The sequence below is a fragment of the Streptomyces sp. NPDC048269 genome (assembly GCF_040652395.1).
Classification (GTDB): domain Bacteria; phylum Actinomycetota; class Actinomycetes; order Streptomycetales; family Streptomycetaceae; genus Streptomyces.
Window position 1 is genome coordinate 119,334 of the sequence record NZ_JBEZLW010000014.1, and the last position, 12,395, is coordinate 131,728.

The window sequence follows — 12,395 nt, forward strand, 5'->3', positions numbered from 1 at the left end:
GACAGCGCCAGCCGCGTCCCCCGCCTTCCCCCGCCAGTAGGCGAGGTTGTTCCGGGTGGTGAGGGTGTCGGGGTGGCCGGGCCCCAGTACCCGCTCCTGATCCGCCAACAGCTGCTCAAAGGCGGTGACAGCGCCAGCCGCGTCCCCCGCCTTCCCCCGCCAGTAGGCGAGGTTGTTCCGGGTGGTGAGGGTGTCGGGGTGGCCGGGCCCCAGTACCCGCTCGCGGTCCGCCAGCACCTGCACAAAAGCGGTGACAGCGCCAGCCGCGTCCCCCGCCTCCCCTCTGAAGCCTGCGAGTTGGTGTCGGGTGTCGAGGGTGTCGGGGTGGTCGGGCCCCAGTACCCGCTCCTGGTCCGCCAACAGCTGCTCAGAAGCGGCTGCTGCGCCGTCCGCATCGCCCGCCTTCCCCCGCCAGTAGGCGAGGTTGTTCCGGGTGTTGAGGGTGTCGGGGTGGTCGGGCCCCAGTACCCGCTCCTGATCCACCAGCACCTGCTCAAAGGCGGTGAGAGCGCCAGCCGCGTCCCCCGCCTTCCCCCGCCAGTAGGCGAGGCCCTTCCGGGTGGTGAGGGTGTCGGGGTGGTCGGGCCCCAGTACCCGCTCCTTATCCGCCAGCACCTGCTCAAAAGTGCTTACCGCGCCAGCCGCGTCGCCCGCCTCCCCCCGCCAGTAGGCGAGGTTGTTCCGGGTGGTGAGGGTGTCGGGGTGGTCGGGCCCCAGTACCCGCTCCTGATCCGCCAGCACCTGCTCAAAGACGGTGACAGCACCGGCCACGTCCCCCGCCTTCCCCGTGAAGCTAGCGAGGTTATGCCGGGCGGCGAGGGTGTTGTGGTGGTCGGGCCCCAGTACCCGCTCTAGGTCCGCCAGCACCTGCTCAAGAGCGGCTGCTGCGCCGGCCGCGTCCCCCGCACTCCCCCGCCAGTAAGCGACGTTGCCCCGGGCGAAGAGGGTGTGGGGGTGGTCGGGCCCCAGATGGTGCTGGGTGTCGTTGGCTAGCTGCTGGAAGTACTGGCAGGCAGCCGTGGCCTGGCCAGCCTTGCCGAGACTTGTACCAGCGTAGCTGAGCACCACATGGGCATCGGGCTGGTACAGGGCGTCTTTGGCGTGGAGGGTCAGGATTTCGAAGTTGGCGCGCAGAGCCTGGGCAAGGGCAGTGTCGCGTTCGATCTCGGGCCACGCGGCCATCAGGGCATCGGCGGCGGCACGGGCAAGTTGGTTGTGCTGGTCATTGGGGAGAGGGTCACGGATGGCGCGTTGTAGGAGCTGGTGGACGCGGACAGTGCGGTGTGGGCTGCTGGGGGTGTGGTCGATCAGGCTCAGCCGGTGGAGCGCACGCAGAGCTTCTATGGCTTCTGGGGCCGTGATCTCTCCGGCGTGGGTTTGTCCTGGGGCAGCGATTTGGGGGTGGGCGAGGTGGTTTAGAGCTGGCAGGCTTGTCAAGACGGCGGCGGGGATGCCGTTGGGGTCGAGCATTGCGGCGAGCTGCAGCATGGGACGGGCCAGACCCGCTGGGGGGAGCTGGTTCGCGCACTCAATGGACAGGGACCAGGTGGCCGCGACGTTGTTTGCCTGATCATCGGGGAGTCCCGAGGGGGTGGGCAGCACGTTGGTGAGGGCGCTCGCGCGGTCGGCCAGTCGATGCCGGTAGGTGACACAGTCCAGGCCAACGTCGAGGAGGTACGCGGCGGCCTGGGACAGCGCCAGCGGAAGGTATCCCAGGTCGTCGGCGAGATCGGCGAGGCAGCCGGGGGATTCGTGCCGGCCGTGTGCGGTCAGGGTTGTGGTGAGGTAGGCGGTTGCCTCGTCGGCGGTAAACAGGCCCACAGGCACAAGTTGGCGGCCGTGGCCGGTGAGAGCGGCGTCGCGGCGGCGGGTGGTGACAAGGGTGCGACCGTGGATACTGGCGGCAGGCCACAGATTACGCAGGTCGGCTGGGTCGGCAAGGTCGTCGAGTACGACCAGCCAGCGGCGCATAGTGCCGGGTTTGGGCTCCAGCCAGGCCAGGAACCCCCGTGCGGCGGTCTCCGGGTCGGTGGGGTCAGCGCCGAGGATCTCGACTGCGGCTTGGGCGTAGCCGGTGACGACCGCGTCGCGGGTGGCGGCGGTGACCCAAACCAGCAGGTCCAGCTTCCCGGCCTGCCACAGGGTTCGAGCGTAACGGGCTGCGAGCTGGGACTTGCCTACTCCGCCGAATCCGGTCAGTACCTGGGCGTGCACGGCGGCGTCCTCGCCGTCTGCCGCGTGCTCCAGCTGCTGGGCGGTGGCACGGTCTTGGAAGCAGTCGGCCTGCCGGGGCAGCACGCCGACCAGGTGTGGCCAGGTCACCGGGGAGCGCGGCGCGGCGTGATAGTTGACCTTGTCGATTCGGCCGGCGGCGATGCTGTGACCGACGGCGGTGACACTTCCCGGTGCGCCGACGTAGCCGAGCGTCTGGTCGAGGCTGGCCGGTCCGCTCAGTCCTTGGGCGAATCCGGCCTCGGAGGTGATGTGCGCACCCCCTCCGATGGCCTGGGCCGCGATTGAGCTGTGCTCGGCATGGATGCTCACATTGTAGGCTGCCGCCAGTCCGCCGCTCACTCCGCCCTGCGAGGCGTACTCGGTTAGCAGAGCACGCAGCTGATCAGCGGCTTGCCTGCGGTCTGCCGCGTCCAAGTTCTCCAGCATGGCTTCGATGCGGGCCTGCCAAAATGCCTCCTGGCTGATCCGCGCTCTCTCTGCGTCGGCAGGGTTGGTGGCGGCCTGCAGGGAGGTCGCGGTCTGGGCCAGGCGCTCCAACGCTGCCTGCTCTCGCTGGGCATCACCCCGCCCGAACCAGCGCGCAACCGCCCGCCGAAACGCATTCCATGCATCAGTACCGGCAGTCTGCGCCACCGCGGTGCCGCCAGCTGTAGCTAGCTCTACCAGGGTCTCAGCCAGCATCTTCTGGCCTCCTCACCTGAGTGGCCCCTCAGGCTGTATCGCCACACCAGACGGACTGCAGGCAGCGCCTTGTGGGGATCAACCCTCAACCTCATTCTCCGACGTTGTCTGTTTGTGGGCATCCGCACCTGCCACGCGATCTTCACCACCTTGCTCGTTTGCGGTTGCTGGCAGGGTTCTTACCGGCACCCCGACTACTCGCAAAAGCACCGCCGCCACGGTGTGAACGTGCAGGTCGTGACCGACCCAACCGGGCACGTGCTGTGGTCTCGCCAGCTTTGCCGGGCCGGTGCCACGACCTGCCCGCGGCTCGCACTCATCGGATCATCCGGATCTGCGAACGCCAGGGCGTCCCCATCCTGGCCGACCGCGCCTACACCGGCGCCGGACCCTGGGTCACCACCGGGCGCAAACACCCACCCGGCGGACAGCTGACCCCGGCAGAACGGACGGTCAACCGGGCACTGGCCACATCCCGAGCGCCCGTCGAACGCGGGCATGACACGACTCAAGTCCTGGCGGATCTTCCGAAGATCGCGATGCAGCCCGAATCGAATGACGTCAATCGCCAAGGCCGTCCTCACCCTGGAGCAGCAGCGCTGAAAACACTCAGTCAACCCTTCGCTGAGAATCGGTCAACCATCGGTGAGACGAGACAGGGAGCACCAAAGGGCTAGATCGGCTACTCAGCCCCGCCAAGTCGCTTGCTCAGTCCGCCAGATCGGCTGCTCAGTCTCACCCGGACATGGCCGAGCGCTCCGGTCGGCCCGCTCGGCCGACCGGAGCGCTCGGTCTCGGTCACATCGTGCTAGCGGAGCGGGTGGCGGACCCAGACGTTCGGCTCCACGTAGACCGCGTAGCCCTGTTCCGGGTGGCAGTGGACCGGGGCGAGGGCGCCCGGGACGTGGACCGGGCCGGGCGCGTCGAAGGGCAGGCCCGTCCAGTCGCGCCACTGCGCGAGCGAGCCGTTGATCGTCATCGAGAGCGGAGCCACGGAGTCGATGGCGCCGCCCGCCCGGACGTGGACGCGCAGCCAGGGGTCGTACGGGAGGCCGTCCGCGCGGGTCCGGTACGCATACTCGTGGATGGAGGTGTCCGGCTCGGCCGGTTTTCCGCTGGGCCGGACCGGCGCCACCGCCTCGACGAAACCGCGGGCACGGGCGTTCTCCCGCATCACGGCCAGCATCCGGCCGGACAGGCCCTCGCCCTGCCGGTCGGCGGCGACGCTGATCTCGATCGCGCTCACCGTGTCGGGCACGGTCCCGCGGCGCAGGTCGGAGAAGGCCCACATCAGGATCCGGTCCCAGCCCTGCGCCGGCAGCACTCCGTCGCGGCCCGGTGCGTGCTGCGCGAAGGGCACGCTGAAGCCCCGGGCGACCACCGCGTCGCCGTCCGTGGCGATCAGGACGTACTCCGGGAATTCCGCCACCATCCGCGGATACAGCAGCCAGGCCAGCGCGTCGTGCTGGGCGAACTCGGGCCACGAGTCCTGCATGTCCCAGAGCCGCGCCGTCAGTTCCGGCCGCTCCGCGAGCGTGGTGATCATGATTCCGGTCATCCCCGCAGGCTAAGAGCGAGCCCGGCCGGACTCAATCGAATTACACGGGGGCTTGGAGGGAGAGGTGCCAGCGCCCCGACCACCCCGTCAGGGTGATCGTGGACAGCGGCCGCACGTCCACGTTCCAGTAGGTCAGCGGCGGCGCCTTCAGCGCGTACACCAGGGCGGCCCGGACCACGGAGGGCTCCGCCACCGCCACGATCTCGCCCCCGTCGTCGGCGGGCCGGGTATCCAGCCAGCCGCCGATCCGGGCGATGAAGGCGAGCAGCGACTCCCCACCGTGCGGAGCGGCGCACGGGTCGGTGAGCCAGAGGTCCACCGCCCCGGGTTCGTGGGCGGTCACCTCGGCCAGGGTCAGCCCCCGCCAGCGGCCCATGTCGCACTCGCGGAGCGCGGGCTGGGCGAGCGGTGCGTACCCGAGGGCCTCGCCGGTGGCCCGGCTGCGCGGGGTCGGCGAGCAGTAGCGCAGCTCGGCCGCGCCCAGCGGTACGAGCCCCCGGGCGGCGCACTCGACCGAACGCCAGCCGGGGCCGTCCAACGGCCGGTCGTCGTCGAAGCGCTCGGCGAGCAGCGAGGAACTGCGGGCTGCGGCGACGAGCGAAACCCGAACATGCATGCGGCGATGGTGAGCCGCGCGCCGCGCGGGGTCAAGCGTCCGGACCGAGGCCGCCCGCGAACCCGTCCGCCGACCCGTCAGCCGACCCGCCCTTCAGCCGCCGGACCGCCTCCACCAGTTCGCCGGGGCCCGAAACCCCGGCGAAGCTCAGCCGTAGGTACGGGCCCGGAGGTTCGGCGCAGAAGTACGGGCGGCCGGGCGCGACCGCGACCCCGGCGCGCAGGGCCGCCGCCGTGAAGGCGGCGTCGTCCTCCCCGCCGGCCGGCCGCACCCACAACTGGTAGCCGCCGGAGGGCAGGTGCGACAGTTCCAGCCCGGGCAGCTCCCGCCGCAGAGCCCCCGCGAGCACGTCCCGCCGGTGGCGCAGCTCGGCGGCCACGGTCCGCAGGTGGCGCGGCCAGGCGGGTGCGCCGACCAGCTCCAGGGCGGCTTCCTGGAGCGGCCGGGGCACGAAGAAGCTGTCCACGACCTGGATCGCGCGCAGCCGGTCCACCACCGGCCCCCGGGCGGCGAGGGCGCCGACCCGCAGGCTGGGCGAGGTGGCCTTCGTCAGGGACCGGACGTGCACCACCACCCCGTCCGCGTCCTCGGCGGCCAGTGTCGCGGGAAGCGGTCCCGCGTCCTCGTGTGCCAGGGCGCGGGCGTAGTCGTCCTCGACCACGAAGGCCCCGGCGGCACGGGCGATCCGCAGCACCTCGGCCCGCCGCGCGGGGGCCAGCACCGTCCCGGTCGGGTTCTGGAACAGCGGCTGGCACACGAAGACCCGCGCCCCGGTGGCTTCGAAGGCGGCGGCGAGCAGCTCCGGCCGGACCCCGTCGGCGTCCACCGGGACCGGCACGGGCCGGCAGCCGGAGGCACGGGCGATGGCCAGCAGCCCGGGGTAGGTCGGGGACTCCACCAGGATCGGCGCACCCGGCGGCGCGAGCGCCCGCAGGGCGGTGGACAGCGCGCTCTGCCCTCCCGCGGTGACCAGCACGTCGGCGGCCCCGACGGATCCTCCGATCTCCCGGGCGAACCAGTCGCGCAGCTCGGGCAGTCCCTCGACGGGCGGCCGCCCCCATGCCCCGGGCCGCCGCCCGGCCCGGGCCAGCGCGGCGGCCATGGCCCGCTCGGGCTGGAGGGAGGGGTGCAGGTAGCCGCTGTTGAGCTCGATCACCCCGGGCGGCTGCGCGGCCAGCGTGGTCAGCACCCCGGTGGCGTCCACGGAACGCGGGACGACCTCCCCGGCCCCTTCCGCACTGAGGGCGACCTCCTGCCAGGACGTGTCCCCGGGCGCGGGGGCCGACGTACGCGGCCGGGCGCGGAAGACCCCGGCGCCGGGCCGGGTGACGACCAGGCCCTCGGCGGCGAGCTGGGCGAGGGCCCGGGAAACGGTCACGGGGCTGACCCGGTAGTGCTCGACCAGGGCTCGGCTCGACGGGAGCTTTCCACCCACCGAGTAGCGGTTGAGTTCAGACCTCAGGGAATCGGCCAGTTCTGCCACACTGCTACGCTCGTACATGACAGCACAGAATAGCGCTACCGCACCGATGACGATAGCGGTTGAGGGTTCTTCGGCCCGGCCGTCCGGGAGCCGCACCTCCGAGGGTTCCGCGTCCGCGGGCTACGTGTCCGAGGCCTCCGCGTCCCGGAGCCGCCCCTCCGGCCGCCGCGGTACCGCCCTCGCCCTGCTCGGCGTGATCGCCTTCTCCCTGACCTTCCCCTCCACCGCCTGGGGCCTGGAGAGCTTCGGGCCCTGGTCGCTGGTGGCCCTGCGCAGCGCCCTCGCGGCCGTCATCGCCGGCGCCTTCCTGCTGGCGCGCCGGGTCCCGCTGCCCGCACGCGAGCACTGGGCCGGGCTGGCCGTCGTCGCCGCCGGGGTGGTCGTCGGCTTCCCCCTGCTCACCACCCTCGCGCTGACGACCTCCACGACCTCCCACGCCGCCGTGGTGGTCGGGCTGCTTCCACTGACCACGGCCGCCCTCTCGGCGCTGCGCACCGGGGCCCGGCCATCCCGCCGCTTCTGGGCCGCGGCCCTGGCCGGGGCCGCCGTGGTCCTCGGCTTCACCGTGGCGCAGAGCGGTGGTTCGCTTTCCGCCGGCGACGCCTACCTGTTCGGGGCCCTGCTGGTGTGCGCCGCCGGGTACACCGAGGGCGGCCGCCTCGCCCGGACGCTGCCCGGCTGGCAGGTGATCGGCTGGGCGCTCGTGCTGTGCCTGCCGCTCAGCCTGGCCGGCTCCGCGCTGGGGCTCGCGTACGAGCCGGTGCACCTCACCGGCCACGGTGTGGCGGGCCTGGTGTGGGCGGCCGCCGGATCCACCTTCCTCGGCCTGTACGTCTGGTACCGCGGGATGGCCGAGATCGGCGCGCCGCGGGCCAGCCAGCTCCAGCTCGCCCAGCCGCTGCTGACCCTGGTCTGGTCGGTGGCACTGCTCGGCGAGCGGCTCTCGCCCGCCGCCCCGGTGGCCGCCTGCGCGGTCCTCATCTGCATCGCAGTGACCCAACGGGTCAAATAGGGCGCGAACGACCTAAACTGCTAGCACCGGATCGGACCGCCACCGAGGAGGTCAGTTATGCGCGCGACCGAGGGCGACCAGCTGGTGCAGCACGGCAGGATCGTCGGACAGCACGACAAGGTGGGCGAGATCACCCAGGTCCTGGGCGAAAACGGGACTCCCCCGTACCGGGTCCGCTTCCAGGACGGCCACGAGGCCCTGATGGCTCCCGGACCCGACTGCACGGTCCGCCACCCCTCAGAGCCCGAGCACTGAACGAGCTCGTGGCACCGGGTCAGCGCGGAGGCACCGCCGAGCCGTAGTGGTCGGCCACCACCCGGGCCATCGCTCCGTTGGGGTCCGCGGCCACCTGCTTCGCCGAGAAGTAGACGTGGCCGCGGACCTCCGGGTATCCGCGGGCCAACCGCAGGTGCTTCGAGAGCTCCGCCGGGTCGCGCCAGGCCGCGGTGGGGCTGTCCGCGTCGCAGCGGTACAGCGCCTCCCCCACGTACAGCTGTACCTTCGTGCCCGCGACGGTCCGAGCCCACCAGGGAACGAGGTCGGCGTAGTCGGCGGTCGGGTGCCCGATCTGCCAGTAGGCCTGCGGCACGATGTAGTCGATCCAGCCCTCGATGACCCACTTGCGGGTGTCCGCGTACAGGTCGTCGTACGTCCCGAGGCCCGCCCGCGTGGCCGAACCGAGGGGGTCACGGTCGGCGTTGCGCCAGACCGCGAAGGGGCTGACGCCGAACCGGACCGCGGGCCGGAGCTGCCGCAGCCGCGCGGACATCTCGCTGACCAGGGTGTCGGTGTTGTGGCGGCGCCAGTCGGCGCGGGAGCGGAAGTCCGCCCCGTGCTCCTCGTAGGCGTCGTCGTCGTCGAACTCCTCCCCCTCGACCGGGTACGGGTAGAAGTAGTCGTCCCAGTGCACCCCGTCCACCGGATAGCGGGTGACGGCGTCGAGCATGGCCTCCTGGACGAAGAGCCGCACTTCGGGCAGACCGGGGTTGTAGAAGAGCTTGCCGCCGTACTCGACGGTCCAGTCGGGATGGAGCCGGGCCGGGTGCTCGGGCGCCAGCAGGTCGAGGTCCGTGTGGTTGGCCACGCGGTACGGGTTGAACCAGGCGTGCAGTTCCAGCCCGCGGGCGTGCGCTTCGGTGACGGCCGTGCCCAGCGGGTCCCAGCCCGGATCCACCCCCTGCTCCCCCGTCAGCCACTGCGACCACGGCTCCAGCCGTGAGGGCCACAGCGCGTCGGCCGCCGGCCGGACCTGGAGGATCACGGCGTTGAGCCGTCGCCTCACCGCCGTGTCCAGGAGCCCGAGCAGCTGCGCCCGCTGCTCCTGGGCCGACAGCCCGCTCTCGGAGGGCCAGTCCACGTTCGCCACGGAGGCGATCCACATCCCCCGGAACTCCGCGGCCGGTGCTTCGCGGGCTCGCGCGGGCGCCGCCGCCCACGCGAGCCCCGCCCGGCCCGATGCCGCCGAGGCCAGCGCCCCAGCGGCCCCTGCCAGCAGCCCCCGCCGCCCGATGTACGCCATGTGACGACTCCGTTCCGTTGCGTGACATTGCCCTGTGTGCGCCCAGCATGCCCGCCCCGGCCCGCCACCGGGGGCAAGGTCGGGGGTAACGTCGGGGGGCGTGGCGGGCGCCGGAACGCAGTTACCACTGTCAGGCCCGGGGGACCCGCGATGGATGAGCAGCGAAAGGCACGAAGTGACGGACCTCTCTACCCTCCCGACCGACATCACACGGGTCGGCGTAGTGGGCTGCGGCCAGATGGGCGCGGGCATCGCGGAGGTGTGCGCCCGCAGCGGTCTTGAGGTGAAGGTCGCCGAGACCACCGGCGAGGCCCTGGAGATCGGGCGCACCCGGCTGCACAACTCCCTGACGAAGGCCGCCGAACGCGGCAAGATCAGCGAGGAGGAGCGGGACGCCACCCTGGCCCGCCTCACCTTCACCACCGACCTCGGCGAGTTCGCCGACCGCGACCTCGTCATCGAGGCTGTCGTCGAGAACGAGCAGGTCAAGACGGAGATCTTCCAGGTCCTCGACCAGGTGATCACCCGGCCGGACGCGATCCTGGCCTCCAACACCTCCTCGATCCCGCTGGTCAAGCTGGCCGTCGCGACCTCGCGGCCCGACCAGGTCATCGGCATCCACTTCTTCAACCCGGCCCCCGTGCAGCAGCTCGTGGAGCTGATCCCGGCGCTGACCACGAGCGACGAGACCATCAAGCGGGCCGAGGCCCTGGTCGGGAAGGTGCTGGGCAAGCACGCGATCCGCGCCCAGGACCGGTCCGGCTTCGTGGTCAACGCGCTCCTCATCCCGTACCTGCTGTCCGCGATCCGGATGTTCGAGTCGGGCATCGCGAGCCGCGAGGACATCGACAACGGCATGGAGCTGGGCTGCGCCCACCCGATGGGCCCGCTGAAGCTGGCGGACCTGATCGGTCTGGACACGGTGGCCTCGGTGGCCGACTCCATGTACGCCGAGTTCAAAGAGCCGCTGTACGCCGCTCCCCCGCTGCTCCAGCGGATGGTCGACGCGGGCCGCCTGGGCCGCAAGACGGGCGCGGGCTTCTACCCGTACGGATGAGCCCCGGGGCCGGCTCCCAGGACCGGGTCCCACCGCTGGGTCCCGCGCCCGGGTCTAAGGCCGGCCCAGCCTGAGGTGATGCAGGAGCAGCAGCCCGGCCGCCATGTTGGCGGCCGGGATCTCCCCCCGCGCGATCATGTCCGGCACGAGCTTGAGCGGGACCCATTCGCGGCGTGAGGACTCGAAAGCGTCCTCGGGAGGGCCGGTGTACGTGGCTCCGTCCGCCCAGTAGAGGTGGTGGCGGGCGTCGGTCAGCCCGTTGGACGGCTCGACGGTCATCAGGTGGTGGAGCGGCCCGGGGCGCCAGCCCGATTCCTCCTCCATCTCCCTCGCGGCCGCGGTCTCCACGGACTCCCCGTCCTCGACCACCCCGGCGGGCAGCTCCCACCCCCAGCTGTCGGTGATGAAGCGGTGCCGCCACAGCAGCAGCACCTCGTTGGCCTCGTTGACGGCCGTGGCGACGGCGACCGGACGCAGCCGGATCACGAAGTGGTCGAGGTGCCGGCCGTCGGGGAGTTCCACATCGGCCAGATTCACGTCGAACCAGCGGTTCTTGTACACAGTCTGCTCACTCAGGTTCGTCCACTGCACGGCTGTGCCACCTTCCGTTCGGTTGGGTGGCAACATGGCAGCAGTTCGAGCCGTCAGAGGGGAACGCGCAGCGCCCCGTCGATGAGCTGGGCGGTCTCCTCCGCGCCCGAACAACCGCTGGTCAGCAGCTGTTCGCGGACCGCCCGCAACCGGTCGCGCAGCCGCAGCGACTCCATCCCCTTGGCCCGCTCGGCCATTTCGGCCGCTGCCGCCACCGCCCGGTCCGCCTCTCCCTGGCGCAGCTGGATCTCGCACAGCATCGCCAGCCGGTGCACCCGGCCGCGATCGTGGGCGGGGGTGCCGACGGCCGCGGTCGCCTGTTCGTGCGCGGCGGCAAGGTCTCCCAGGCCGAGCAGCGCCTCGGCGACCTGGACGTTGACGAGTCCCGGCTGTACGTACCCGGTCTCGTCCGGTTCGGTGCCCGGCCTGATCCGCTCGGCCGCTGCCTCCGCGTTCCCGATGCAGGCCAACGCCGCCCGGGTGTCGCCGAGTTGGGCGTACGCCTTGGCCTGCATGGCGTACAGGTCCGCGGCCAGCGCCGGGGTGGTGTGCCGGCCCGCGGCGCGCAGCGCCGCCTCGGCGAAGGCCACGGCCTGGCGGTACTCGCGCAGGTGCAGGGACTGATTGACGATCAGCGCGATGACGTACGCCCCGAGGCCGCGGTCCCCGCTCGCCTTGGCCAGCCGCAGGGCCTGGTGGAAGTAGCGCTGGGCGAGCCCGTGGGCGTCCGAGTCGTACGCGCAGATCCCCGCCACCGCCACGAGGGACCCGGTGGCCCGGTGCAGCCGCCGGCCGAGGGCATCGGGGTAACTGCCGCGCAGCATGGGCGCGGTCTCCGTGCCGAGGAAACGGACGATGCGGTCCCGGGTGGCCACCCCGCCGGCCCGGCGGTACATCAGCTCGTAGTGCGCGCGGGCGGCCCGCAGGATCTCGATGTGCTCGGGCCCGATCCGGTCCGGGCCCTCGCGGGAGACGTCGGCGTCCTCGGGCGGGTTCTCCCACTCCCAGACCGGGATGACGGCGGGGGTCCCGGTGACCGCCCCGGCGGTGAGCAGCTGGGGCCGGGCCTGCCCGTCGGACCGCCACAGGGCCGCGGCCCGGTCCACGAAGCCGCTGAGCGGGGAGGCCTGCGCGGAGGCTGCCCCGCCCGGCACGCCGAGCCCGATGTCGTCCAGCCCGACGGGCCGCCGCAGCCGGCCGCCGAGCACCTCGCAGATCAGGTCGGGGACCTGGCCGCGGGGGCGCTGGCCCTTCAACCACCGGGCGACGGCGGTGTGTTCGTAGCGCAGGGCGAGACCGCGGGTGCGGCCTGCCTGGTTCACGTACGCGGCGAGTCCGGCGTGGGACATTCCCGCCTCGGCGAGGAGGGCGTCGAGCAGGACATTGGGCTGCATGGGCCGCTCCAAGGGCTCGTCGGTCTCAGGCTAGTGGGTGCGCGGTTCACACGGGGTGTGAACCAAGTACGCGCATAAATGCGATGCGCACTCTGCCGCGCGGGCACTGGGGGGCGCTTCACTTAAGGGCCTCGCCAAGAGGCAGCTCGGGTCGTCGGCTCCCCCTCGTACAGTGCGACGACCCGCACCGCGCCGCCCGTCCTGCTGTCTGCCCGACACTCCACGGCAGGCGGGCGGCGTCCCGGTTCC

General features: G+C 72.1%; 10 protein-coding genes and 1 pseudogene. 4 read left to right on the plus strand and 7 right to left on the minus strand.

Annotated elements, in window-relative coordinates; genetic code table 11:
* Positions 1-2,916: FxSxx-COOH system tetratricopeptide repeat protein (gene fxsT / locus AB0D48_RS18265; RefSeq protein ID WP_362397274.1), on the minus strand; the 2,916-nt coding region annotated here is incomplete at its 3' end.
* Positions 2,917-3,108: 192 nt separating this feature from the next.
* Here fxsT and AB0D48_RS18270 point away from each other — a divergent pair.
* Positions 3,109-3,519: pseudogene (locus AB0D48_RS18270) on the plus strand (transposase family protein); the annotation flags it as partial.
* Between the two features lie 205 nt (positions 3,520-3,724).
* On the opposite strand, the gene AB0D48_RS18275 reads toward AB0D48_RS18270, so the two are convergent.
* From AB0D48_RS18275 to AB0D48_RS18285, 3 genes are read right to left on the minus strand one after another with little or no spacing between them, the layout of a single operon-like run.
* The gene (locus tag AB0D48_RS18275; RefSeq protein ID WP_362397277.1) at positions 3,725-4,474 is read right to left on the minus strand and encodes an N-acetyltransferase; all 750 of its coding nucleotides are present in this window, start codon (positions 4,472-4,474) and stop codon (positions 3,725-3,727) included.
* 40 nt (positions 4,475-4,514) lie between these two features.
* Positions 4,515-5,090, minus strand: coding sequence for a histidine phosphatase family protein (locus tag AB0D48_RS18280; RefSeq protein ID WP_362397280.1), 576 nt, complete (start codon positions 5,088-5,090; stop codon positions 4,515-4,517).
* 31 nt (positions 5,091-5,121) lie between these two features.
* Positions 5,122-6,591, minus strand: coding sequence for a PLP-dependent aminotransferase family protein (locus tag AB0D48_RS18285; RefSeq protein ID WP_362397283.1), 1,470 nt, complete (start codon positions 6,589-6,591; stop codon positions 5,122-5,124).
* Between AB0D48_RS18285 and AB0D48_RS18290 the strand changes: the two genes are divergently transcribed.
* Positions 6,590-7,585 carry a DMT family transporter gene (locus tag AB0D48_RS18290; RefSeq protein WP_362397286.1) on the plus strand — a complete coding sequence of 332 codons (996 nt, stop codon included), beginning with the start codon at positions 6,590-6,592 and terminating at the stop codon, positions 7,583-7,585. The two genes, AB0D48_RS18285 and AB0D48_RS18290, sit on opposite strands and share 2 nt — an antisense overlap.
* 57 nt (positions 7,586-7,642) lie before the next feature.
* Positions 7,643-7,840 (plus strand): DUF1918 domain-containing protein, encoded by a 198-nt coding sequence (locus tag AB0D48_RS18295; protein WP_319723247.1) that lies wholly within the window; start codon positions 7,643-7,645, stop codon positions 7,838-7,840.
* A gap of 19 nt (positions 7,841-7,859) precedes the next feature.
* Here AB0D48_RS18295 and AB0D48_RS18300 read toward each other — a convergent pair whose 3' ends face one another.
* On the minus strand, positions 7,860-9,104 hold the full coding sequence (locus AB0D48_RS18300) for a family 10 glycosylhydrolase (protein WP_362397290.1): 1,245 nt from the start codon (positions 9,102-9,104) through the stop codon (positions 7,860-7,862).
* Between the two features lie 154 nt (positions 9,105-9,258).
* On the opposite strand from AB0D48_RS18300, the gene AB0D48_RS18305 reads away from it, so the two are divergent.
* On the plus strand, positions 9,259-10,161 hold the full coding sequence (locus AB0D48_RS18305; RefSeq protein ID WP_362397293.1) for a 3-hydroxybutyryl-CoA dehydrogenase: 903 nt from the start codon (positions 9,259-9,261) through the stop codon (positions 10,159-10,161).
* Between the two features lie 54 nt (positions 10,162-10,215).
* Here AB0D48_RS18305 and AB0D48_RS18310 read toward each other — a convergent pair whose 3' ends face one another.
* On the minus strand, positions 10,216-10,752 hold the full coding sequence (locus AB0D48_RS18310) for an NUDIX hydrolase (protein WP_362397296.1): 537 nt from the start codon (positions 10,750-10,752) through the stop codon (positions 10,216-10,218).
* Positions 10,753-10,805: 53 nt separating this feature from the next.
* Entirely contained in the window at positions 10,806-12,146 is a 1,341-nt protein-coding gene (locus AB0D48_RS18315) for a transcriptional regulator (RefSeq protein WP_362397299.1), read from the minus strand.
* Positions 12,147-12,395 lie beyond the last annotated feature (249 nt).

Excerpts from the sequence above, each read along its gene's own strand:
- AB0D48_RS18275 (WP_362397277.1), bottom strand. The coding sequence starts at position 4,474 with ATGACCGGAATCATGATCACCACGCTCGCGGAGCGGCCGGAACTGACG.
- AB0D48_RS18280 (WP_362397280.1), bottom strand. The coding sequence starts at position 5,090 with ATGCATGTTCGGGTTTCGCTCGTCGCCGCAGCCCGCAGTTCCTCGCTG.
- AB0D48_RS18290 (WP_362397286.1), top strand. The coding sequence starts at position 6,590 with ATGACAGCACAGAATAGCGCTACCGCACCGATGACGATAGCGGTTGAG.
- AB0D48_RS18285 (WP_362397283.1), bottom strand. The coding sequence starts at position 6,591 with ATGTACGAGCGTAGCAGTGTGGCAGAACTGGCCGATTCCCTGAGGTCT.
- AB0D48_RS18295 (WP_319723247.1), top strand. The coding sequence starts at position 7,643 with ATGCGCGCGACCGAGGGCGACCAGCTGGTGCAGCACGGCAGGATCGTC.
- AB0D48_RS18300 (WP_362397290.1), bottom strand. The coding sequence starts at position 9,104 with ATGGCGTACATCGGGCGGCGGGGGCTGCTGGCAGGGGCCGCTGGGGCG.
- AB0D48_RS18305 (WP_362397293.1), top strand. The coding sequence starts at position 9,259 with ATGAGCAGCGAAAGGCACGAAGTGACGGACCTCTCTACCCTCCCGACC.
- AB0D48_RS18315 (WP_362397299.1), bottom strand. The coding sequence starts at position 12,146 with ATGCAGCCCAATGTCCTGCTCGACGCCCTCCTCGCCGAGGCGGGAATG.